This is a genomic window from Aliidongia dinghuensis, assembly GCF_014643535.1.
In the GTDB taxonomy this organism is placed as follows: domain Bacteria; phylum Pseudomonadota; class Alphaproteobacteria; order ATCC43930; family CGMCC-115725; genus Aliidongia; species Aliidongia dinghuensis.
In genome coordinates this window covers 502,297-522,890 of record NZ_BMJQ01000001.1, presented here as the reverse complement: position 1 = coordinate 522,890, position 20,594 = coordinate 502,297, and the positions used below count along the sequence as shown (strand labels likewise).

Annotated in this window: 23 protein-coding genes; 14 read left to right on the top strand and 9 right to left on the bottom strand. The window is 67.7% G+C overall.

Features of this window, described 5'->3' with window-relative positions; genetic code table 11:
- Nucleotides 1–4 precede the first annotated feature (4 nt).
- Complete coding sequence (locus IEY58_RS02565; RefSeq protein WP_189042105.1) at nt 5–286, bottom strand: hypothetical protein; 282 nt, start codon at nt 284–286, stop codon at nt 5–7.
- Nucleotides 287–586: 300 nt separating this feature from the next.
- On the opposite strand from IEY58_RS02565, the gene IEY58_RS02560 reads away from it, so the two are divergent.
- Both IEY58_RS02560 and IEY58_RS02555 read left to right on the top strand, forming a co-directional pair.
- On the top strand, nt 587–997 hold the full coding sequence (locus tag IEY58_RS02560; protein WP_189042103.1) for a hypothetical protein: 411 nt from the start codon (nt 587–589) through the stop codon (nt 995–997).
- Nucleotides 998–1,392: 395 nt separating this feature from the next.
- Nucleotides 1,393–2,142, top strand: coding sequence for an SDR family NAD(P)-dependent oxidoreductase (locus tag IEY58_RS02555; protein WP_189042101.1), 750 nt, complete (start codon nt 1,393–1,395; stop codon nt 2,140–2,142).
- 36 nt (nt 2,143–2,178) lie between these two features.
- Here IEY58_RS02555 and IEY58_RS02550 read toward each other — a convergent pair whose 3' ends face one another.
- The 4 genes from IEY58_RS02550 to cobS are packed head-to-tail and all read right to left on the bottom strand — an operon-like array spanning nt 2,179 to nt 4,711.
- Complete coding sequence (locus tag IEY58_RS02550) at nt 2,179–2,508, bottom strand: DHCW motif cupin fold protein (protein ID WP_189042099.1); 330 nt, start codon at nt 2,506–2,508, stop codon at nt 2,179–2,181.
- A gap of 7 nt (nt 2,509–2,515) precedes the next feature.
- Entirely contained in the window at nt 2,516–3,157 is a 642-nt protein-coding gene (gene bluB / locus IEY58_RS02545; RefSeq protein ID WP_229743436.1) for a 5,6-dimethylbenzimidazole synthase, read from the bottom strand.
- Nucleotides 3,158–3,194: 37 nt separating this feature from the next.
- The gene (locus IEY58_RS02540) at nt 3,195–3,875 is read right to left on the bottom strand and encodes a histidine phosphatase family protein (protein ID WP_189042097.1); all 681 of its coding nucleotides are present in this window, start codon (nt 3,873–3,875) and stop codon (nt 3,195–3,197) included.
- A gap of 44 nt (nt 3,876–3,919) precedes the next feature.
- A complete protein-coding gene (gene cobS / locus IEY58_RS02535; protein ID WP_189042095.1) occupies nt 3,920–4,711 on the bottom strand; it encodes an adenosylcobinamide-GDP ribazoletransferase in 792 nt (263 codons plus the stop codon).
- A gap of 88 nt (nt 4,712–4,799) precedes the next feature.
- On the opposite strand from cobS, the gene cobT reads away from it, so the two are divergent.
- The 5 genes from cobT (at nt 4,800) to IEY58_RS02510 (ending at nt 9,981) form a co-directional block, all read left to right on the top strand.
- Nucleotides 4,800–5,831, top strand: a complete 1,032-nt coding sequence (gene cobT / locus IEY58_RS02530) for a nicotinate-nucleotide--dimethylbenzimidazole phosphoribosyltransferase (RefSeq protein ID WP_189042093.1) — start codon at nt 4,800–4,802, stop codon at nt 5,829–5,831.
- Nucleotides 5,832–5,862: 31 nt separating this feature from the next.
- Nucleotides 5,863–6,264, top strand: a complete 402-nt coding sequence (locus tag IEY58_RS02525) for a DUF2141 domain-containing protein (RefSeq protein WP_189042091.1) — start codon at nt 5,863–5,865, stop codon at nt 6,262–6,264.
- 137 nt (nt 6,265–6,401) lie between these two features.
- Nucleotides 6,402–7,727 carry an ActS/PrrB/RegB family redox-sensitive histidine kinase gene (locus IEY58_RS02520; protein ID WP_189042089.1) on the top strand — a complete coding sequence of 442 codons (1,326 nt, stop codon included), beginning with the start codon at nt 6,402–6,404 and terminating at the stop codon, nt 7,725–7,727.
- 63 nt (nt 7,728–7,790) lie between these two features.
- Entirely contained in the window at nt 7,791–8,396 is a 606-nt protein-coding gene (locus tag IEY58_RS02515; RefSeq protein ID WP_189042079.1) for an ActR/PrrA/RegA family redox response regulator transcription factor, read from the top strand.
- A gap of 298 nt (nt 8,397–8,694) precedes the next feature.
- A complete protein-coding gene (locus tag IEY58_RS02510; RefSeq protein ID WP_189042068.1) occupies nt 8,695–9,981 on the top strand; it encodes a sulfotransferase in 1,287 nt (428 codons plus the stop codon).
- Nucleotides 9,982–9,984: 3 nt separating this feature from the next.
- On the opposite strand, the gene otnI is transcribed toward IEY58_RS02510, so the two are convergent.
- A complete protein-coding gene (otnI, locus tag IEY58_RS02505) occupies nt 9,985–10,761 on the bottom strand; it encodes a 2-oxo-tetronate isomerase (protein WP_189042067.1) in 777 nt (258 codons plus the stop codon).
- 86 nt (nt 10,762–10,847) lie between these two features.
- On the opposite strand from otnI, the gene otnK reads away from it, so the two are divergent.
- Together otnK and otnC are read left to right on the top strand one after the other, a co-directional pair.
- On the top strand, nt 10,848–12,125 hold the full coding sequence (gene otnK, locus IEY58_RS02500; protein ID WP_189042065.1) for a 3-oxo-tetronate kinase: 1,278 nt from the start codon (nt 10,848–10,850) through the stop codon (nt 12,123–12,125).
- Nucleotides 12,122–12,748: a 3-oxo-tetronate 4-phosphate decarboxylase gene (otnC, locus tag IEY58_RS02495; RefSeq protein ID WP_189042063.1), complete on the top strand. Its 627-nt coding sequence runs from the start codon at nt 12,122–12,124 to the stop codon at nt 12,746–12,748. Before otnK ends, otnC begins: the two co-directional genes overlap by 4 nt.
- A gap of 251 nt (nt 12,749–12,999) precedes the next feature.
- On the opposite strand, the gene IEY58_RS02490 is transcribed toward otnC, so the two are convergent.
- Nucleotides 13,000–13,632 (bottom strand): isochorismatase family protein, encoded by a 633-nt coding sequence (locus tag IEY58_RS02490; protein WP_189042062.1) that lies wholly within the window; start codon nt 13,630–13,632, stop codon nt 13,000–13,002.
- Nucleotides 13,633–13,916: 284 nt separating this feature from the next.
- Here IEY58_RS02490 and pip point away from each other — a divergent pair, with 284 nt between their 5' ends.
- The 4 genes from pip (at nt 13,917) to IEY58_RS02470 (ending at nt 18,655) form a co-directional block, all read left to right on the top strand.
- Entirely contained in the window at nt 13,917–14,957 is a 1,041-nt protein-coding gene (gene pip, locus IEY58_RS02485; RefSeq protein ID WP_229743435.1) for a prolyl aminopeptidase, read from the top strand.
- A 153-nt stretch (nt 14,958–15,110) separates the two neighbouring features.
- Nucleotides 15,111–16,772 carry a peptide ABC transporter substrate-binding protein gene (locus tag IEY58_RS02480; protein WP_189042060.1) on the top strand — a complete coding sequence of 554 codons (1,662 nt, stop codon included), beginning with the start codon at nt 15,111–15,113 and terminating at the stop codon, nt 16,770–16,772.
- A gap of 106 nt (nt 16,773–16,878) precedes the next feature.
- Nucleotides 16,879–17,583: a hypothetical protein gene (locus tag IEY58_RS02475; RefSeq protein ID WP_189042058.1), complete on the top strand. Its 705-nt coding sequence runs from the start codon at nt 16,879–16,881 to the stop codon at nt 17,581–17,583.
- Nucleotides 17,584–17,716: 133 nt separating this feature from the next.
- The gene (locus IEY58_RS02470; protein WP_189042056.1) at nt 17,717–18,655 is read left to right on the top strand and encodes a helix-turn-helix transcriptional regulator; all 939 of its coding nucleotides are present in this window, start codon (nt 17,717–17,719) and stop codon (nt 18,653–18,655) included.
- A 5-nt stretch (nt 18,656–18,660) separates the two neighbouring features.
- Here IEY58_RS02470 and IEY58_RS02465 read toward each other — a convergent pair whose 3' ends face one another.
- Together IEY58_RS02465 and bla are read right to left on the bottom strand one after the other, a co-directional pair.
- Nucleotides 18,661–18,966: an NIPSNAP family protein gene (locus IEY58_RS02465; protein WP_189042053.1), complete on the bottom strand. Its 306-nt coding sequence runs from the start codon at nt 18,964–18,966 to the stop codon at nt 18,661–18,663.
- A 128-nt stretch (nt 18,967–19,094) separates the two neighbouring features.
- Entirely contained in the window at nt 19,095–19,988 is an 894-nt protein-coding gene (gene bla / locus IEY58_RS02460; protein WP_189042051.1) for a class A beta-lactamase, read from the bottom strand.
- A gap of 336 nt (nt 19,989–20,324) precedes the next feature.
- Between bla and IEY58_RS02455 the strand changes: the two genes are divergently transcribed.
- Nucleotides 20,325–20,567 carry a hypothetical protein gene (locus IEY58_RS02455; RefSeq protein ID WP_189042050.1) on the top strand — a complete coding sequence of 81 codons (243 nt, stop codon included), beginning with the start codon at nt 20,325–20,327 and terminating at the stop codon, nt 20,565–20,567.
- The last annotated feature ends 27 nt before the right edge of the window (nt 20,568–20,594 follow it).

Below are 20,594 nucleotides of genomic sequence, written 5' to 3'. Positions count from 1 at the left end.
TGGGCTATCCGCTGGGCTGGGCAACCGTGCCGGCGGCGTCTTGCGCCAAGGCCTGTTCGAGGTCGGCCGGATGGATCTCGGCCACTTGCTGGCGCATCGCTCCGGCCGGCGGATCCGCGGCCCGCAACGTCGAACGGACGCGATGCCACGCCGGGAACGAGAGCGACTGCAGGAGTTCCTCCTCGGTCTCGACCACGTAGCGGCCGGCCGGCTGCTCGCCGTCACAGCCCGCGAGACGGAACGGCCGTTCGAAGGTAACGGTCCGGATATGGGATCGGGTCAGCATCGACACCTCGCGATGGCCCAATGTCTCTCGGGGCGCGTGATTAACATCCGTCTTATATTGGGCCGGCCGAGCGCCTGAATAAGATGGCAGAGGAAATAATCTGGTTGCACATCGATCGGCTCCCGACTGAACCCAGCCGATGCCGAGCGGCATCTTCGACATTGCGCGCGCCATATTTTCTCCGAGACGGAAGAATTCCGCGCAATCATCGAAAAATAAATCGGCAATACATATTGATTTTATTAATTAAATACCCACATAATTATTTCTGAAATTGTAAGTTGCCATCAGGCGGCGTCGATGGATGACGTACCCCGCTATCAACCCCTGGAAACGAAGTATGACGATTTTCTGTTTGCCAACATCGGCGAGCAGGAAAACGGCATGCCCATGTCAATGGCCACCGCGCTGACGAGACTGGGGCTCGACCCTTGGGACGAGGCGCGTCGTCTGGCGGCCCTGCCCGCCTCCTCGGCCATTCCCGCCGTGACGCATCTGATCGCGCGGGTATCCGGCCTCACGTCGACGGTCTCGGAGGCCCCGAAGATCTCAGCCAAGCTGGTAGGCATGCTCTCCAGCCGAGACGGCCGGTCGGCGGGGGGCTCGAAGACATCCGGCGCGCTGTCTCGGTGCATCGACGCCCGATGGGTGGTGGTGCTGTTGGTAATTGGCTTGGTGGTCGTGGCGTCAAGGCTCCTTTTCGCCGGATAGCGACCGTCGGGAAAACTTCTCTCTGGAGACATAGATTGGCCAAGGGACAGAAACGCAGCAATCGCGAAGCGAAGAAGCCGAAGAGCGACAAAAAGAAGGTCGCTCCGCCCGCTGTGTCCTTTGCGGAGCCCCCCTCGAAGGTCAAGCCGCCGAAGAGCAGATGACCCTGGCGACGGCCGCGACCGTCACGGCAGCCCGACGCGCATCCTGACGACAGGTCGCGATCGATGGGGCTCCCCGGTTCCCGTATGGCGAGGGACTTGCTCGTTCGACCTCGCATTCCACCTGTAAGGGTGAGAGAGAAGCGGTACCTGTCCGGCATTCCAGGGGATAATCCGCCGGGCCCAGGATCGTTGCCGTTGCGCCATCCATTCCCGCCTTTGATGGAGAGCAGAATGAGCAAGCCCGTAGTCCTGATCACTGGCGCGCTGACCGGCATCGGTCGCGCGACCGCGCTCGCCTTTGCGCGGGAGGGTGCCCGGATCGTTGTGAGCGGCCGCCGCGACGAGGTTGGCCAGGCCCTTGCAGCGGAGCTTCGCGCCGCAGATGCCGAGGCCGAATATCATCGCGCCGACGTTCGCCATGAAGACGATGTCAAGCGGCTGGTCGATAGCACCGTCGCCCGCTTCGGCCGCCTCGATGTGGCCGTCAACAACGCCGGCACCGAGGGCGAGATCGGCCCGATCACCGGCCAGTCCGTCGAGAACTTCCGCGCCACGTTCGAGACCAACGTGCTGGGCACGCTCCTGTCGCTGAAGCACGAGATGCGCGTGATGCTGGAGCAGGGCAGCGGCTCTATCATCAATCTGTCGTCGGTCGCCGGTCAGGTTGGCTTCCCGGGCGCCGCCGTCTATGTCGCCAGCAAGCACGCCGTCGAGGGCCTGACCAAGAGCGCCGCCCTGGAAGGAGCCGCGGCCGGCGTCCGCGTCAACTCGGTCGCCCCCGGTCCTATCGCGACTGACATGTTCGAACGCTTCACTGGCGGCGAAGCCGAGGCGAAGGCGGGTTTCCTCGCCAGCATTCCCGCCAAGCGCGCCGGCGCGCCGGACGAAATCGCCCAGACGATCGTCTTCCTGGCGAGCGACAAGGCCAAGTATCTTACGGGCCAGAACATCGCCGTCGACGGCGGTTATATCGCGCAATGATCAGGCGGACGGGCGGCCCACTGGGCCGTCCGTCCGCTAATCCACCACGAACAGCCGCGCGCCGGTCGCGGTCGACGAGCGGTGCGCCTCGGCGCCGTCGGCGACCTGGTAGGACATGCCGGCCTTGAGTGTCATGCGCCGGCCGTCCTCGAGCTCGGTCTCGAGCACGCCGTCGATGACCAGCAGGATGTGGCCCTTGCGGCACCAATGGTCGGCGAGATAGCCGGGCGTGTATTCGACCATGCGCACACGGATCGGCCCGAACTGCCGGGTGCGCCAGAATGCGGTGCCGGTCTCGCCCGGATGCTCGGTCGCCGGCACTTGGGCCCAGTCGGTCGTGCCGAACGGGAGGTCGTCGATCTGCATGGCTCTCCTATCGCTCGAAGATGAAGCGCTTGACCTCGCGGCGACGCTCCCAGGCGGCGCGCTCCAGCGCCGGGACGTCGTCCTCGTGTTCCGGATAGCCTAAGCAGAAATATCCGACGAAGCGCCAATCGGCCGGCACGTCCAGCGCCGCCGTGACCTCGGCCGGATCGAGGATCGAGACCCAGCCGAGGCCCAGCCCCTCGGCCCTGGCCGCGAGCCAGACGGTATAGATGGCGGCGACCGTCGAATAATCGGCCATTTCCGGCATGGTGCGCCGGCCGAGGCCGTGACCCTGCTCCGTCGAGCGGTCGGAGAATACGGCGAACTGTTCCGGCGCCTGGTCGAAGCCGGCGAGCTTCAGCCGCGCGTAGAGCTGCGCCCGATCGCCATCCTGTGCGGCCAAAGCCGCAGCATTGCACTGCTCGAAGCTGGCACGGACCTTGGCGCGCCGCGCCGGATCGGCAACGCGCACGAAGCGCCAGGGCTGGGACAGGCCGACCGACGGTGCCAGGCAAGCGAGCGAGACCAGCCGCTCGAACGTGCCGGCCGGCACCGGCGCCGTGCGGAAGGCGCGCACGTCGCGGCGCCAGGCGATGAGGTCGGCAAGGCGGGCGCGGAAGGTCGCGTCGAAGATCGGCTGATCGGTCACGATGGCCCGCCCGATGTGCCTGTCCCCGCGGCCCCCGTCATCGCGGCGGCTGATTGACGGAATTGACCCGCCAGCCGTGACCGAGGCCGCCGGCGCCCTCAGGGAAATGGTCGAGCCGCGTCACCGATATATTATCGATCGCAAAGGCGAGGGCCGCCTCGGGCGGCAGGTCGAGCGCCAGTGCCAGGGCTGCGCGAATCGTGCCGCCATGGGTCACCGCAATGATGTCGCGGCCGGCGAAGCGCTCGTTCAAGCGATGGATCGTGCTCGTCACGCGCGTCATGAGATCGACGAAGCTCTCGCCGCCCGCCGGTCGTTCGGTCGCCGGCGCCAGCCAGAAGCGATGATATTCCTCGGCCCGCTCCGCAGCCAGGCTGGCATAGGTCCGGCCCTGCCATTCGCCGAAATGCTGCTCGGCCAGATCCGTCTCGACCGTCACGTCGGGCCCGGGAAAGGTCGCGGGACCCGGCAGGCCAGCGGCCACGATCGCGGCGGCGGTCTCGTGCGTCCGCCGGAGGTTGCTCGTGACCCACACCGCCTCGCGCGGCAGGATCTGGGCAAGCCGCCGATAGGCCGGCGGATCGTCCGTGTTGCAGGGATGATCGGTCTGGCCGTAGCAGCAGCCGTTGTTGACCACGACCGGGGCATGGCGCACCCACCACCAGCGGGTCGTCCGATCGGACGGGCGGACGCTGTCAGGGCTGGCGGACTTCGTCATGGGCATCCTCGCGCGTAGGTGGGTCGTATGGGGTGGGTTGGGGATCAGAGCATGATCGGCAATTGAACGACGGCCGCGAGCAGCAGGACGATCTCGCCCAACTGCTGGGCAGCCCCCAGTACGTCCCCGGTGTAGCCGCCGAGCTCCCGGCGGGCAAGCGCGCCCACCGCAACCATGGCGACGGCGGCCGCGACGAAACCAGCGAGGCCGAGCCGATCGCCGAGGCCCCAGAACACGGCGGCAGTCCCGATGACCAGGGCTGCGACCGAGGCCCAGGACGACGGCACGCCGACCGAGGCCGCAAGCCCGCCCGGCCGTGCCGGCGGCAAGGCGCGCATCAGCAGCGGCAAAAGCGCGCGGGAGCCAGCATGGGCCGCGACGAGCGCGCCCAGGAGATGCCCGCGGCTATCCTGGATGAGCACGCTGAGTGCCGTCGTGCGCAGCCCGACATCGACGATCAGCGCCAGCACGCCGTAGGAGCCGATACGGCTGTCCTTCATGATCTCGAGCTTGTGCTCGCGCGTCCGGCCGCCCAAGCCATCGGCCATGTCGGCAAGCCCATCCTCGTGCAGCGCGCCGGTCATCGCCATGGTGGCGGCGAGCGCCAGGAGGGCGGACGCGATGGGCGGCAGTCCCAGGGCATCGGCCGCGATCGCGGCGAGCGCGCCCACGAGCCCGATGACCACACCCGCGAGCGGAAAGCTCCAGGCCGCGCGGGCGACCGCGTCCTCGGGCAGGGCGCCCTTGAGCCGGATCGGCAGGCGGGTCAGGAACACGAGCCCGAGGGCGAGCTGCTCGGCCGGCCCGAAACGGGCGGCGTGGGGCGAATTCGACATGGCTCCCTCGTTCGGACAAAGCATGGACGGGGGCGGCGACGCCATGATAAGGCCCCGATCACCCTATTGATTACCACGAGTGAAGCCGATGGCGACTAGCGCCAAGCCCGCCGCCTCCCTCAACGAGATCCGCGCGCTGCTGCGCGAGCTGCCCGGACCCGACCTCGAGTCCGGCACCGCCGCCGTGCTGCGCGAGCGGCAGCTGACCAAGCCTGCCGGCGCGCTCGGCCGGCTCGAGGAGCTCGTGCAGTGGCTCGCCACCTGGCAGGCAAAGCACCCGCCGTTCATCAACCATCCGCGCACCGCGGTCTTCGCCGGCAACCACGGCGTGGCCGCGCGCGGCGTCTCGGCCTATCCGACGGCGGTCACGGCGCAGATGGTCGAGAACTTCATCGCGGGCGGCGCCGCGGTCAATCAGCTGTGCGCCGCCGTCGACGGCGACCTGCGCGTCTACGAAATGGCGCTCGACCAACCGACCCAAGACTTCACGGAAGGCCCGGCGATGACCGACGAGGCGGCCGCGCGCGCGATCGCCTATGGCATGATGGCGGTCGAGCCGGGTGTCGACCTCTTGGCGCTGGGCGAGATGGGCATCGGCAATTCGACCGCCGCGGCCGCCCTCTGCCTCGGCCTGTTCGGCGGCGAGGCCAAGGACTGGGTCGGCCCCGGCACGGGCGTCGAGGGCGAGGCGCTTGTCCGCAAGACCGCTGCCGTGGCGGAAGGCGTAGCCGTCAACAAGCCCGCCATGACCGATCCGTTCGAGGTGCTGCGCACGGTCGGCGGCAATGAGCTCGCCGCGATCGTCGGCGCCATCCTGGCCGCCCGCCTCGCGCGCGTGCCGGTCGTGCTCGACGGCTTCGCCTGCACTGCCGCCGCGGCCGTGCTCTACGCTGCCGACCGGCGCGCGCTCGACCATTGCGTCGTCGGCCATCGCTCGCCGGAGCCGGGGCACAGCCGGCTGCTCGAGATCATCGGGAAACAGCCGATCCTCGACCTCGGCATGCGGCTCGGCGAGGGCTCGGGTGCCACCCTTGCGATCCAGATCCTCAAGGGCGCCGTCGCCTGCCACACCGGCATGGCGACGTTCGAGGAGGCCAAGGTCAGCGGCCGGTCGGCCTGAAACCATGTGGCGCCGGGCGATCTTCGGGCTGATGGGTGCTACCCTCGGCGGCCAGGGGGCGCTCGCCGCCGACGTGACCGTGACGGTCGACGACATCCACAGCGCCGACGGCAAGGTCTACGTGACGCTGTGGGGCAACGCCGAGACCTGGCTCGACGACCAGAAGTCGCTGCAGAACATCGGCCTGCCGGCCGCCGTCGGCAAGGTCGTCTTCACGCTGCACGACGTGGCGCCCGGCCACTATGCGATCGCGACCTTCCACGACGAGAACGACAACGGCGAGATGGACTTCAGCCTGCTCGGCCTGCCAGAGGAAGGCTACGCCTTCTCGCGCGACGTGCGGCCGTTCCTGTCCGCGCCCAGCTTCGACTCCTGCGCGTTCGAGGTCGGCATTGATGACGCCGCGCTCACCATCCATATGGTCTATCCGTGAGATCTGCGGTGTCGCGAGATCGACCATCCCGAAATGGACGGGTATCGATCGAACCGGCACCATCGAAGCCGCCCCGTCGAACGAGTCTGGGAGGCGTCGTTGACAATTCCCCGCCCGACGGCGCAGGCGACCCACCCATGAGCATCGAGACAATTGTCGACACGGACGCGGACGACACGCCCGCGCGGAGCGAGGGTGGTCGCGTCAGCCTGCGCACGCTGATCTGGATCCGCTGGATCGCCGTCGCCGGCCAGGCTGTCACCCTCCTCATCGTGCATCTGGCGCTGGGCTTCACCCTGCCGCTCGAGATCGCGCTGGGCGTGGTCGCGACCTCGGCGCTCATCAACCTCGCCAACCAGATGCAGCGCACCGGCTCGCTGCGCTTGGGCGACCGCGACGCCATGATGTACCTGGCCTACGACGTGGTGCAGCTGGGCGCCCTCCTCTACCTGACCGGCGGGCTGCAGAACCCGTTCGCGCTCCTGGTGCTGGCGCCCGTCACGGTCGGCGCCACGATCCTGTCGCGACGCAGCGTCATGACGCTGTCGGCGCTGACCGTCGGCGTCGCCACGATCCTCGCCATCTGGCATCTGCCGCTGCCGTGGGACGAGGACCAGCTGGAATTCCCCCTGCTCTACGTCTCAGCGGTCTGGCTCGCCCTCACGCTCTCGACCCTGTTTATCGCCGCCTATACCTGGAGCGTCACCGAAGAGGGCCGCCGGATCAGCGACGCCTATGCCGCAACCCAGCTGGCGCTCGCGCGCGAGCAGCGCATCTCGGCCGTGGGCGCGCTCGCCGCCGCCGCCGCCCACGAGCTCGGCAGTCCCTTGGGCACGATCGCGGTCATCGCCAAGGAATTGGCGCGCGATCTGCCGGCCGACGGGCCGCTCGCCGAGGACGCCCAGCTCCTGCTGAGTGAGACGGCAAGATGTCGCACCATCCTCCAGGAGCTGGCCCAGAAACGGGAGGCCGACGGGGGCACGCCCTACGACCGTCTGCCGCTGTCGGCGCTCGTCGAGGCGGCCGGTGATCCCTACCGTGTTCCGCACCGGGCGCTTATTCAAAAAATCGAAGGAAATCCAGGGGATCAACCGCTCGTCGCGCGCAGTCCGGAAATCATGCACGGGCTCGGCAATCTGGTGCAGAATGCCATCCAGTTCGCCGCCGCGGAGGTCGTGGTCAAGACGGCCTGGGACGACAGATGGGTCACCGTCACGGTTGCCGATGACGGTCCGGGTTTTCCGACCCAGGTCTTGTCTCGGCTGGGAGAACCCTATCTATCGGGACGGGACGAAGATGCAGAGCACATGGGGCTCGGCATCTTCATCGCGGAAACGCTGCTCCGGCGCACCGGCGCCAAGCTGCATTTCGCCAACGGCGCCCAAGGCGGCGCGGTCGTGCGGGTGCGCTGGCCTCGTCGGGCGTTGGCGACCGTCGTGGGCCTCACCGCGCCGGCCGCCTGAGCGGACTTGTTGGACCGGGGGCCGGCTCCGCCCCCCGAGCAGCTTTAAGGAATTCGTGCGATCATGATCGACGCCCCCGCTCAGACGCCCAACCTCGCACCGGCCGACATCGACCTGGTCTCGCTCGACGGCCTGCCCGATGCCGAGCGCAGCCTGCTGATTGTCGACGACGACACGCCGCTCTGCCACCGCCTGGCGCGCGCCATGGAGCGACGCGGCTTCCTGGTCGAGACCGCCGAGAGCACGAAGGAGGGCGTCGCCAAGGCCGAGGAAAACCCGCCGGCCTTCGCGGTGGTCGACCTCCGGCTCGGCGACGGCAACGGTCTCGACGTGGTCGGCGCCATCCGCAAGGCCCGGCCCGCCGCGCGCATCGTCATGCTGACCGGCTACGGCAATATCGCGACCGCCGTCGCCGCCGTGAAGGCGGGCGCCATCGACTATCTGTCGAAGCCGGCCGATGCCGACGTGGTCGAGCGCGCGCTCTTGACCCGTGGCAGCTCGCTGCCGCCGCCGCCGGAGAACCCGATGTCGGCCGACCGGGTCCGCTGGGAGCATATCCAGCGCGTGTTCGAGCAATGCGACCGCAACGTTTCGGAGACGGCGCGGCGGCTCAAGATGCATCGGCGGACGCTGCAGCGCATCCTGTCCAAGCACGCGCCGCGCGCCTGAGGGCCAGCCCGCGGCTCGGTCCCGCCGCAACGAAAGCGCGTACGCACAACCGCGCGTTCTCGTCGCACTTCGCTTTGTAACAATTCGTAAGGATCCGGCCGGGCGTAAGTGCCTGGCCCGGCTCGATGAAGGGTGGCGTCGCACCACCTCCGACCGCAGGTCGGCCCGACCCATGACACGCACCGTTACAATATACCCGTGTGTTGAGCGGGGATGATTTCATCAATCCGTCACTATCGCCTCTTGGGGCTTGAGAAGGGCGACCCAGCGAGAGTCGCCCCGGTTCCGAGGGGATGTCATGGCGGAACACGGATCGTCGCGCGCGCAGCTCAACAATATCCCGCTGCTGATCGGCCTCGGCCCGATCCGGTCGGGGACGACCTGGGTCCACGAACTGCTGTTCGGCCACAGCCAGGTGGCGACGACCCGCATGAAGGAAGTGAATTTCTTCAACCATCATTTCGACGCGGGGTCCGCCTGGTACGACGAGCAGTTCCGGCCCGCGACGCACGCCACGCGGCTGCGCGCCGACATCTCGCCCTTCTACATGATGGACCCGAAGGTCTGCGACCGGATCGCCCGCACGATCCCGAACCCGCTGCTCATGGTCAACATGCGCAGCCCCTACGCGCGTGTGCTGTCCTGGTACCAGAAATACCGGCAGGAAGAGCATCCGATCGGCTGGCTCGCCGCTGATCCCAAGGTGCATGCCGAGGCGCTGGAGATCGGGCTCACTGCCGCGACGCTGGAGCATTATATCGAGCGCTTCGGCCGCGAGCGCGTGCTGCTCGTCGACTATGCCGACCTCAAGCGCGATCCGGTCGAACTCGCCCGGCGGCTGCAGCGCCGGCTGGGGCTGGACGTCGAGACGCCGCCCAGCGTCACGCGCGAGGTGAATGCCTCCGTCCATTACCGCAGCCAGCATCTGCGCCGCTTGGCCCATCTCGCCGGTCCCATGGTGCGCAAGCTGTCGCCCGAACTGTTCTACGCGGTCAAGTTCGGGCCGCTGCACGACATCGTCTTCGCCAAGCGGCGGATCGCCGGCCCCTCGCTCGACCAGAAGCTGGCGGCACTCGGCAGCCTGCGCGAGGCGCTCGAAGCCGACATCGGCCGGCTCGAAGAGATGACAGGGCAGGACCTGACCGGCTGGCGTTACGAGGCGCAGGTCGCGGCACTCGCCCCCGAGCCGGCCCGCTCGCCGGTCCCGGCGTCCAGGCCCGGCATCGAGACGTCGCCCAATCCCCGCCCCGCCTCGCCCAACCCTGCCCCGACGCCGTCCCGTGGCTGGGCCGCCGCGCGCCGGCGCCTCGGGCTCGAGGCCCGGGCACTCTGGTCGCTTGCGAAGGATCCGGAGGTGCCGCTGCGCGCCCGGACCGCGCCGCTCGTGGTGGCGAGCTATCTCATCATGCCGTTCGATATCATCCCGGACCGTATCCCGGTCGTGGGTCATCTCGACGAGGCCATGGCCATCCCGCTCGCTGTCGCCCTCTTCTTCTGGCTGTTGCCGGCAAAGCTCGTCGACCGATACCGCCGCACGCGCGCGGCCGGTCGGCTGGGCTCTCGGCCTAGGACCGGCGCAGCCTGAGCCCTAGCGCCAGGGATCGAGCCAGCCGAGCCCGTCCGCGGTCTCGCCGCGCGGCCGGTATTCGCAGCCGATCCAGCCGTCGTAGCCGATCTCGTCGATCACGTTGAAGAGATACGGATAATTGATCTCGCCCACGTCCGGCTCGTGGCGATCGGGCACGCCCGCGATCTGGATATGGCCGGTGATGTCGGCATGGGCGCGAAGCTGGGTCGCGAGATCGCCGACCATGATCTGGCAGTGATAGATGTCGAACTGCAGCCTGAGGTTGGCCGCGCCCACCTCCTCGATGATCGCGCGCGCCTCGGCTGGCCGGTTGAGGAAATAGCCCGGGATGTCGCGCGTGTTGATCGGCTCGATCAGGATCGTGATCCCGGCCTCCGCCGCATGCTCGGCGGCCCGGCGCAGATTGGCGACATAGGTGCGGCGCGCCGCCGCCGGATCGGTCCCGGGCGGCAGGATGCCGGCCATGGCGTGCAGCTTCGCGCAATTGAGCGGGCGCGCATAGGCGATCGCCCGGTCGAGCGCATGGGCGAAATCCGCCTCGCGTCCAGGCAGCGCCGCGAGCCCGCGTTCGGCCTTGGCCCAGTCACCGGGCGGCAGGTTGAAAAGCGCCTGCGTCAGCTTGGCACTCTCCAGGCGCCGGGCCAGCTCCTCGGCGGAATATTCATAGGGAAACAGGTATTCGACGGCCTTGAACCCGGCGTCGGCCGCAGCAGAGAACCGGTCGAGAAAATCATATTCCGAAAACATCATGGACAGATTCGCGGCGAAACGCGGCATTGGGCGGGATCCTTGAAGGCAGAGCCGAAGACCGCTTAGGATCGACCGAGACCCGGGTTTCGGCAACCTTCTCGAAAGGCGCCTCCATGGCGATCCTGCTCGGCGCCATCGCCGATGACTTCACTGGTGCAACCGACCTCGCCAACACGCTCGTGCGCCAGGGCATGCGCACCGTCCAGCTCATCGACGTGCCGACCGAGCCCTTCGAGCGCATGGACCTCGACGAGGTCGACGCGATCGTGGTCGCGCTGAAGAGCCGCACCATCCCCGCCGCCGACGCGATCGACCAGTCGCTGGCTGCCCTCGGCTGGCTCGAGGCGGCGGGCGCCCGGCAGATCCTGTTCAAATATTGCTCGACCTTCGATTCGACGCCGGCCGGCAACATCGGGCCGGTCGCCGAAGCGCTGATGACGGCCATGGGCGTCGATTTCACGATCTATTGCCCGGCTTTCCCCGAGAACGGCCGGACCATCTTCAAGGGCTATCTGTTCGTCGGCGACGGACTTCTCTCCGAATCCGGCATGCGCGACCATCCGCTGACGCCGATGCGCGATTCGAACCTCGTGCGCGTGCTGGCCCAGCAGACGACACGGCCGGTCGGCCTCGTGCCGCTGTCGGCCGTGTCGGCCGGTCCCGGTGCCGTCCGTGTGGTGTTCGACCGGCTGCGCGGCGCCGGCACGGCTCACGCCATCGTCGACGCGGCGAGCGACGACGACCTGATCCGCCTCGGCGAGGCCGCGGCCCAGCTCCGCCTCATCACCGGCGGCTCGGGCCTCGCCCTGGGTCTGCCGGCGAACTTCCGCCGGCAGGGGCTGCTCGCCGACCATGGCATGGACGCCGCCATGGCGGTCGACTTGGGCGGTGCGTCGGCCGTGCTGTCCGGCTCCTGCTCCGTCGCGACGCTCGCCCAGAACGCCTACATGCGCGCCCGCCGGCCGAGCTTCCAGCTCGACCCGCTGGCACTCGCCACCGGCGACGACCAGATCGACGACGCGCTCGACTGGGCCGAGCGCCATCTGGGGCCGGCGCCGATCCTGATCAGCGCCAGCGCCGCCCCGGCCGACGTCCGCGCCGCCCAGGAAGCCCTCGGCCGCGAGCGGGCCGGCACCGTCGTCGAAGAGGCGCTCGCCCGCATCGCGGCCGGGTTGGTCGAGCGCGGCGTGCGGCGCCTGGTGGTGGCGGGCGGCGAAAGCTCCGGCGCGGTCGTCAAGGCGCTGGGCATCACCGCGCTCGGCATCGGCCGGCAGATCGATCCCGGCGTGCCCTGGACGGTCGCGTCCGGCGGGGACCGGCCGCCGTTGGCGCTCGCCCTCAAGTCCGGCAATTTCGGCGGCGAGGATTTCTTCCTCCGAGCCTTCGCATGAGCGCCGAAACGCGCGCGCGCGAAGCGATCTGCCGGCTCGGCGCCTCGATCTTCGCCCGCGGCCTCACCTTCGGCAGTTCCGGCAACATCAGCATGCGCCTTGCCGACGGCTATCTCATGACGCCGACCAACGTCGCGCTGGGCGAGCTCGACCCGGCGCGGCTCGCGAAGCTGGCGCCGGACGGCATGCTCCTCGCGGGCGATGCGCCGACCAAGGAGAGCTTCCTCCATCGCGCCATGTATGAGGAACGCGGCACGGCCGAAGCGGTCGTGCATCTCCACTCGACCCATTCGGTCGCGGTGTCCTGCCTCGCCGACGTTGATCCGGCGAACGTGCTGCCGCCGATCACTGCCTATTACGTGATGCGCGTCGGCACGCTGCCGCTCGTGCCCTATTTCCGGCCGGGCGATCCGAAGCTCGCCGATGCGGTCCGCGAGCTGGCCGGCCGCCACCAGGCGGTGCTGCTCGCCAACCACGGGCCCGTGGTCGCCGGCACCAGCCTTTCGGCCGCCGCCGCGGCGATCGAGGAGCTCGAGGAAACGGCGCGCCTGCACCTGCTGCTGCACGGCCATCGGACCCGGTTCCTGACCGAGGCCCAGGTCGAGGAATTGCGCAGCCTCTGATCCTCGTCGATGGGAAGAAGTCGGCCGGCAGCGCGAGAATGGGGATATCGCGCTGCCGGACCGAGTCCCAGATCCCGCCGCCAAGTTCCCGAGCCGTGTGAGGGGGGCGCCACGACTGGCCGGCGACGCTGGTTCGGCATGGTTGGGGACACATGCCGCTGCAGTACTATGCTGCGGCGCAACCAAGACGGCTTTCGCCTGCTTGCCGCCCTGTCACGTGATTGCGGTGATTTGCAGCCTTAGGTCGGACTCTAGGTCAACGTCGCGGCCGCGGCCGTATAGCGATCGAGATTGTCACGCACCGCCGCGGCACCATTGCCGCCAGCGATATCCACGCAGGTGGCACCCAGTTCCGCCAATACCGCGACCCAACTGGTCAGGCGGACACCGGCCGCCGTCATGCGGGCCATGCCGATTCGCCCGGCCCCGTCGCTGCTGCCGGCCGACGCGTCGAGCACGGCATGGACCTCAAGACCGTCGCCGCGCGCACCAAGCGCGGTCTCGGCTATGCCGAAAGCGGGGGTGAGCGACGCGACGATCAGATGGCGCCGGCCATGGGCGAGGACGGCCTCGCGCGAGGCCGGATCGTCCCAGAATGCTCCGGCCCGACGCTTCACGATCGCCGCGGCCCCGAACAGGTCCACGAGTTCGTCGAGCACCGGCCCGCACGCCGCCCCGGTGCTGACACCCAGCACCGTCGGCAGGTTGAAAGCATGACCGAGTCGGGCGAGCCCCATCAGGTTGTTGTGCAACGCTGCCGTGCCGCCGACCGGCGCCACAGCGGTGGCGAGCAGATCAGCCTGGCCATCGATGATGGCAAGCACCGCACCGTCCGCGCGAAGGCGCTCCGCAAAGCGATTGTGGACCAGCGCCGCGTCAACCATCAAGGGCTTCACCAAAAACGAGGTTAACAAACAATTAACTCGCCCGAGTCGGAAAGTCGAGCACCATCTTCGCGGTAAAATCGCGGACGCCGCGGGGGCTTCGCGGACAATCGCAGACTGTAGAGCTGCCAGGCGGTTTGTCGGCCGCTACCTGGTCGTCTTGCCGAGCCCGGCCGGATTATCTCGCCCGCTTTTGCGCCTCGTCTTGGGAGGACACGCCGCGCGGCAATCGCGGCCGATGGGCCGCGCGCTCGCGATTGCCGAGCGACGCCGGAGCGGGCACCATGCCGGTCCCTCTCCGCACACCGGACTCCCCGATGTCGCTCGACGATCAGCTCTATCCCGAAATCGAACCCTACGATCACGGCCTACTGGCGGTAGGCGGCCCGCATCGGATCTATTACGAGCAAGTGGGCAATCCGGACGGCGTGCCGGTCATCTTCCTGCATGGCGGTCCGGGCGGCGGTGCCAAGCCGGTGCATCGCCGTTTCTACGACCCGGACTTCTACCGCATCGTGCTGATCGATCAGCGCGGCTGCGGCCGATCGGAGCCGCTCGGCGAGACTGAGGACAACGACGCGCAGGCCCTCGTCGAGGACCTCGAGCGGCTGCGCCGCCATCTCGGCATCGAGCGCTGGGTCGTGACCGGCGGCTCCTGGGGCTCGTGCCTGGCGCTGCTCTATGGCGAGGCGCACCCGGACCGGTGCCTGGGCTTCCGCCTGCGCGGCATGTTCATGGGCCGGGCGCGCGAGATCGACTGGTGGTGGCGCTCGATCGGCGTGCTGTTTCCGGAAGCCTACGACGAATTGCTGGCAGCCCTGCCGCCCTCGGAGCACGGCGACGTGCTGGCCGCCTACTACCGGCGAACGAACGACCCGGACCCGGGCGTCCATGAGCCGGCGGTGCGGGCCTTGAAGCGCTTCTCCGCCCGTACATCCACCTTCCGTCCGGACCGGGAGCTCATCGACCAGGCGGTCGACCTCGCCCAGGCCCTGCCCCTGTCGCGCTTCTTCACCCGCTATTGCGCGCACGGCTTCTTCATCGAGGAAGGCCAGATCCTGCGCGACCTCGGCCGCATCACCCATCTGCCGGCGCAGCTCGTCGTCGGCCGCTACGACGTCGTGGCGCCGCCTACGACGTCCTGGGAAGTCCATCGCGCCTGGCCCGGCTCGGAGCTCGAGGTCGTGGTCGAAGGCAATCATTCCGATCTCGAGCCGGCCATGGCGGCGGCGGTCCGGCGTGCCACCGATCGGCTGCGCGATCGGCTTGGCCCCCGCCAACCCAATAATCACAAGCTCAACGGCCGCCAGCTCAACAATCAGTAGAGCTCGGCACGTAGTAAAGCTTGGCAGAGCGGCCGGTTTGGAGGAATCTGCCGCGCGGTCGCCCTCGCTCTCCTCCGCGAGCTCGGGCGGCATCAGAGTCGAACGGCATTTTGGAGGCGGGGCCTCATGCGATCATCGGATCTTCGGCGATGGTTGACGCGCGTCGGCGCCGCCCTTGCCGTGCTCGCCGCGGCTGCAGGCTGGACGGGAGCCGCCGAGGCCGCCCATGACGAACTGGCGATCGGCCTCCGCCAGGCGCCGACATCGCTCAACCCGCTCCAGACCCCGTCCGCCGCCCGCGACTACCTATTGTGGCCGGCCCTACGGGCGCTCGCCGGCCTCGACAAGACCGGCCGACCGACGTGCCTTCTGTGCGAGACCCTGCCGACGATCGAGAACGGCGGCGCCCGCATCGTAACCCTGCCGGACGGGCGTCGCGGCATGGACGTCACCTTCACCTTGCTGCCCGACCTGCGCTGGGGCGACGGCGAGCCGGTCACGAGCCGGGACGTGGCGTTCAGCTGGCGCCTCACCCGCGATCCGCGCATCGGCGTCGGCAATGACGAGGCGCTCCGCCACATCACGGACATCACACTCGCCGACGACCGCACCTTCACGCTGCATCTCGACCGGGCCGACTACACCTATAACCGGATTATGCTCTGGGTCATCCCGGAGCATATCGAAGGCCCGATCCTGGCGAAGCTCGCTCAGCCCGGGGACTATCTGCAGCGTTCGGCCTACGTGACCGACCCCGGCAACCCGGGCCTGTGGCTCGGCCCCTATCGGCTGGTGAGCTACGAGTCTGGCCGCAGCGCGCGGTATGAGCGCAATCCGAACTGGCCCGGTCCCCCGGCGCATATTCCGCACATCAGGATCGACATCATCGAGAACACGGCGGCGCTGGAAGCCGCCTTTCTCACCGGCAGCATCGACTATATCGCGGGCGAGATGGGCCTGACCGTCGACCAGGGTCTGGAGCTCAGGGCCCGCCGCGCCTACAGCTACGGCTTCGCCATTCAGGGCAGCCTCGCCTACGAACACATCGACCTCAATCTCGGCAACCCGCTGCTCGCCGATCGCCGGGTCCGCCAGGCCTTGCTGCTGGCGATCGATCGGCAGGCCATTACCCGCAACCTGTTCGATGGCCTGCTGCCGGTCGCCGATAGTTTCATCGGCCCGACCAACACGGTCTACGTCCCGGGCAAGCGCAAATACGCCTATGATCCCGAGGCGGCGGCGCACCTGCTCGACGAGGCAGGGTTCCGGCCCGGGCCGGACGGCATCCGGGTCGACGACCAGGGCCACCGGCTCGCCCTGTCGCTGACGACGACGGCGGGCAACCGCGTCCGCGAGCTCATCGAGCTCGAACTCCAGGCGAAATGGCAGGCGGTCGGCGTTGCGGTCACGATCGCCAACGTGCCGCCGGCGGTCTTGTTCGGCGACACGCTGAGGCACGGCAAATTCGACATGGCGCTGTTCGGCTGGAACGCCTCACCCGACACACCGCCGACCTACACGCTCCTGTCCGACAGCATTCCCGCGGCCGCGAACGGCTTCGTCGGCGGCAATTTCCCGCATTTCTCCGATGCCGAGACCGATCGGCTGATCCGCTCGCTCCTGAACGAGTTCGATCCCGAGAAGCGCAAGCCGATCTGGAGCCAGATCATCGACATCTATAGCGAGCAACTGCCGGAACTGCCGCTCTATTTCGGCTCGACCGTGTTCGTGATCCCGACCTGGCTCAAGGGGATCGACCCGGCGGACCGCGTCGGCATCAGCACGCAATGGATCGAGGAGTGGCGCACGGACTGAGCGCGTGCCGCCTCGAGGCTGCCCTGCTCGGTCGATGATTTCGCGCTTTACCTGCGACCCGCGTTTCTGTCTCCTCCCGGCCAACCAATTTGATTCGGGAGTTCCAATGACCAAGAAACTATTCGCCGGGAAAATTATGGCCGGCCTCGTCGGCGTTCTGCTGCTGGGCTTTGGTGCCGCGGCCCATGCCGCGTCGTGCCCGGCGGCACCGCCGGCCCAGATCGCGTTCGAGGCAGTGCCGAGCCCGCTGACGCAGGACACGAGTGCCACGGCCAAGGACCTGGCGCTTAAGGCCGGCGCTACCGGGACCGATCGCCGCACCCCCGGCTTCTATGACGCGAGCGTCGGCTTCACGGCCAAGCGCGACGCGGCGATCGCGAAGCTGCCGGACGGCACGGTCTGCGCCTCGCTCGCCAAGCTCACCGTCAAGCTTTCGCTCGACCGCAAGCTCTGGCTCGCGAACGAGCTCACCGACAACGCGTGCGTGCTGAAAGCGTTTGCCGATGAAATCGGCGGCCAGGCCAAGGCCGACGACCAGGCGGTCGCCCAGTTCCAGACCGTCGTGCCGACCTACCAGCCGCAGGTTGCCGCGATCGGCTGGCAGACGGCGAAGTCGCAGGACGCCGCCATGCAGGCGATCGCCGACAAGGCGGCGCCGATCATGCAGGCGCTCCAGGCGAAGTTCGTGGAGATCCGCGCGGCCGCCCAGAGCAAGGTCGATCTCTCCAAGCTGCCGGCCGAGGACTGCGACGGCGCCATGGCGAAGATCGCGCCCAAGGTGGTCACCGTGACGCCCGCGCCGAAGAAGTAGCGGCGCAGACGCTGCAATGTTTGGAAAAGGCGCGCCCTCAGGCGCGCCTTTTCTGCAAGGAATTGCGCACCTCCCCCGATATGTGGCTAATCTATGCGCAAAAGGCCGATAAAAATTAGTGGGGAGGGCCTCTATGCCCATGGAAAAGCGCGCCACCGACCGCCCATCGATGGACCGTCCGATCGCCGACCGCATCTGGGACCGTACGATCACGCCGGAGGAGACGCTGGCGATCTGCCCGGCCGCCGTCTCGAGCCAGGGCCGCAACTGGCCCGACCTGTTCGTGGTGCAGCGCACCGGCCGTGACGGCCTCATCGAATACCCGCCTGTCGACCATCACGTCATCAGCGTCCAGCAATCGGGTGCGCTCCTTCTGTCGCGCCGGCTGGGCGGCGATACCCAGCGCCGCCGCGCCGCGGCCGGCAGCGTCAGCGTGACGCCGGCCGGCGAGGCCGCCGAATGGCATTGGGAGGGGCTCTACGGCCGCATCGAGGTCTATCTGCCGCAGAGCCGGATCGACCAGGTCGTGGCCGAGGCGCTCGACATCGACGCCGAACGGCTCGAGATCGCGCCGAGCCTAGCCGTGCGCGACTTCCCGGCCGAGCAGATGGCCCGCGGGCTGCTGCAGGAGCTGCAGGTGCCGGCGCTGGCCTCCGCCGTCTATGCCGAGCGCTTCGCGCTGCTGCTCGCGGTCCATCTGGTCCGTGCCCATTCGACGCTCCGGCGGCCGAGCGGCGCCCGTAAGGGCGGCCTCACCCCCTTTGCCTTGAAGCGGGTCAAGGAATTCATCGAGGCGCACCTGGCCGAGGACGTCTCGCTCGGCGACATGGCGGCGACCGCCGGCCTGTCGGTCTTTCATTTCTGCCGCAGCTTCAAGCAGTCGACCGGCATGACACCGCACCAGTACCAGCTCTACCGGCGCATCGAGCGGGCGAAGGAACTGCTGGCGGACCGGTCGCTGTCGCTCGCGAGCCTGTCGGTCGCGGTCGGATTCTCGAGCCAGAGCCATTTCTCGACGGCGTTCCGCAAAATCGCCGGCACCTCGCCGCACCGCTTTCGCAGCGAGCTCTAACCGCGCTATTCGAGCACGGGCCGCAGAAAGCTGCGCTCGTAGCTCACGATGCTGCGGTTCTGCTTTTCGAGCTCGAAGACCGCCTGGCATTCGGGGTCGCTCGCCATGCGTCGGCGATAGTCCTCGTAGGCCGCGAGACTTGGAAAGCTGAACAGCGCATAGGCAATGTTGTTGGCGCCCTCCGACGGCAGGAAATAGCCGTGATGCCGGCCGCCCATGCGCGTGACCAGCGCGACCCACCGGCGGGCATATTCCTCGAACTCGGCGAGCTTGTACGGGTCGATGACGTATTTCAGGTGGCAGGTGATCATGAACGGTCCCTGGTGCCGAACGGCATGTGGCGTGTGAAGCTCCATTGTGGCACAGGGCTGAGGCGGATGGAGCAGTCCTCAACCCTCCGCCCTCGAGCCCCACCTCAAACCGGGGCTTATGAAAGTATCTACAACGACGCTTCCTCAGCGACGATCCGAGCAACGTCAGCCAGAACGCCTTCCTGGGCCTTGGTTGAGCCCGGCGCTTCACCAAGATAGGCTGCAACGACTAGCGGATCGCGATGCGGCGGCCAGATTACGCCAATATCGTTGGTCGATATCTTCTCCCAGGTGCCAGGCTTGTTGGCAATCCGCCACCCCGCCGGCAAGCCGATCCGGAGGCGCTGGGCAGCGGCATCCTTGGCCTCGACCATCCAAGTCGTCAGCTTTGTGCGGGATGAAGTTGACAGAGCATCGCCCAGAAGCAGCCGGCGCAAGGTTCCCACCATCGCGCGTGGGGATGTCGTATCGTGGACTTCGCCGGGCTTAACGATATTCAAATCCAGCTCAATGCGATCAACGCGGGTCACCACATCGTCCAAGGATCGCAAATAGGCCGTCAGTGCCGCCGGACCACCAAAGCTGGCCAACAATAAATTCGCGGCTGTACTGTCGCTGACCGTGATCGCTGCGTCACAGAGCGCTTCTATCGTCATGCCCTCCGGACCAACATGAGGTTTGGTCGCCTTGTATGGCAGCACCAAATCGCGCTCGGTGAAGACAATACGACGATCGAGCTGCTCCTCGCCCCGGTCGACCCGTGCCAGCACGAAGGCCACAGCGAGCGCCTTGAACGTGCTGCACATAGCGAAGCGCTCGTCGACACGGTTGCCCACCACTTGGCCGGTTGCGGCGTTCATTACGGCAACCCCCAGGCGCCCGCCGCTCCGAGCTTCGAGTCCCTTCAGCCGTTCTTCGACGCCATGCAGGGCACTCTCAGCCTTGGCTCGAGGCACGAGCAACCCTGGAATAGTTAATATCGGCGCCATCAACGCCATGCGTCGCGTCATCGAGATCGACATCTATTCACCCCCCTTTGAATGATCGCGAGGGTGGCGAGATCGCATCGGCCCGACAAGCGAGGATAAATTCGGTGAGCCATAAGGAAAACTTGTGTTCTGTGATCTTGCGTTCCGAGAGAAATCTCACTCAATGCCCAGAACCCTTGCAAAACGTCGACCCATCATTTGAGCTTCACGGAAGCAGGATTGAGCGTCGCCGGATGGACACGAAGGGTTCGGAACCAGCCACGGGTGATTTCAGCTACGTCACAGGTAAAGGCCTTCCCGGCGCATTCGCGGACTGGTAAGCTCAAAGCCACGGCACGCCGCCGTCGCCCTTCCGAGGGGAGGCTTGGCATGTCCGATACCCTGACATCGCTCACCATCGATTTTCTCGCCTGGTTCGAGGCCGGCCCGCGGCCCTACGCCGAGGTGATGGCGGCTTGGCGCACCTCCTGCCCCAGGCTCACCGTGTGGGAAGATGCGGTCGAGGCCGGGTTCGTCCGGCGGCACTGGTCGCCCGGAGCACCGCCGACGGTCGAATTGACGACCGAGGGCAGCGCCTTCCTGGCTGAGCACCGCGCATCGCTGTACCCCTGACCGACGTCCTATCCCGATACCGGACGA

What these genes read in the sequence shown, in the direction of transcription:
- cobS (WP_189042095.1), bottom strand. Translation starts at nt 4,711, where the DNA reads ATGTCGAATTCGCCCCACGCCGCCCGTTTCGGGCCGGCCGAGCAGCTC.
- otnC (WP_189042063.1), top strand. Translation starts at nt 12,122, where the DNA reads ATGAGCGCCGAAACGCGCGCGCGCGAAGCGATCTGCCGGCTCGGCGCC.
- IEY58_RS02490 (WP_189042062.1), bottom strand. Translation starts at nt 13,632, where the DNA reads ATGGTTGACGCGGCGCTGGTCCACAATCGCTTTGCGGAGCGCCTTCGC.
- IEY58_RS02525 (WP_189042091.1), top strand. Translation starts at nt 5,863, where the DNA reads ATGGGTGCTACCCTCGGCGGCCAGGGGGCGCTCGCCGCCGACGTGACC.
- IEY58_RS02475 (WP_189042058.1), top strand. Translation starts at nt 16,879, where the DNA reads ATGACCAAGAAACTATTCGCCGGGAAAATTATGGCCGGCCTCGTCGGC.
- IEY58_RS02520 (WP_189042089.1), top strand. Translation starts at nt 6,402, where the DNA reads ATGAGCATCGAGACAATTGTCGACACGGACGCGGACGACACGCCCGCG.
- IEY58_RS02560 (WP_189042103.1), top strand. Translation starts at nt 587, where the DNA reads ATGGATGACGTACCCCGCTATCAACCCCTGGAAACGAAGTATGACGAT.
- cobT (WP_189042093.1), top strand. Translation starts at nt 4,800, where the DNA reads ATGGCGACTAGCGCCAAGCCCGCCGCCTCCCTCAACGAGATCCGCGCG.
- otnI (WP_189042067.1), bottom strand. Translation starts at nt 10,761, where the DNA reads ATGCCGCGTTTCGCCGCGAATCTGTCCATGATGTTTTCGGAATATGAT.
- pip (WP_229743435.1), top strand. Translation starts at nt 13,917, where the DNA reads ATGCCGGTCCCTCTCCGCACACCGGACTCCCCGATGTCGCTCGACGAT.
- IEY58_RS02555 (WP_189042101.1), top strand. Translation starts at nt 1,393, where the DNA reads ATGAGCAAGCCCGTAGTCCTGATCACTGGCGCGCTGACCGGCATCGGT.
- IEY58_RS02515 (WP_189042079.1), top strand. Translation starts at nt 7,791, where the DNA reads ATGATCGACGCCCCCGCTCAGACGCCCAACCTCGCACCGGCCGACATC.
- IEY58_RS02455 (WP_189042050.1), top strand. Translation starts at nt 20,325, where the DNA reads ATGTCCGATACCCTGACATCGCTCACCATCGATTTTCTCGCCTGGTTC.
- IEY58_RS02465 (WP_189042053.1), bottom strand. Translation starts at nt 18,966, where the DNA reads ATGATCACCTGCCACCTGAAATACGTCATCGACCCGTACAAGCTCGCC.
- IEY58_RS02565 (WP_189042105.1), bottom strand. Translation starts at nt 286, where the DNA reads ATGCTGACCCGATCCCATATCCGGACCGTTACCTTCGAACGGCCGTTC.
- bla (WP_189042051.1), bottom strand. Translation starts at nt 19,988, where the DNA reads ATGTCGATCTCGATGACGCGACGCATGGCGTTGATGGCGCCGATATTA.
- IEY58_RS02510 (WP_189042068.1), top strand. Translation starts at nt 8,695, where the DNA reads ATGGCGGAACACGGATCGTCGCGCGCGCAGCTCAACAATATCCCGCTG.
- otnK (WP_189042065.1), top strand. Translation starts at nt 10,848, where the DNA reads ATGGCGATCCTGCTCGGCGCCATCGCCGATGACTTCACTGGTGCAACC.
- IEY58_RS02540 (WP_189042097.1), bottom strand. Translation starts at nt 3,875, where the DNA reads ATGACGAAGTCCGCCAGCCCTGACAGCGTCCGCCCGTCCGATCGGACG.
- IEY58_RS02470 (WP_189042056.1), top strand. Translation starts at nt 17,717, where the DNA reads ATGCCCATGGAAAAGCGCGCCACCGACCGCCCATCGATGGACCGTCCG.
- IEY58_RS02550 (WP_189042099.1), bottom strand. Translation starts at nt 2,508, where the DNA reads ATGCAGATCGACGACCTCCCGTTCGGCACGACCGACTGGGCCCAAGTG.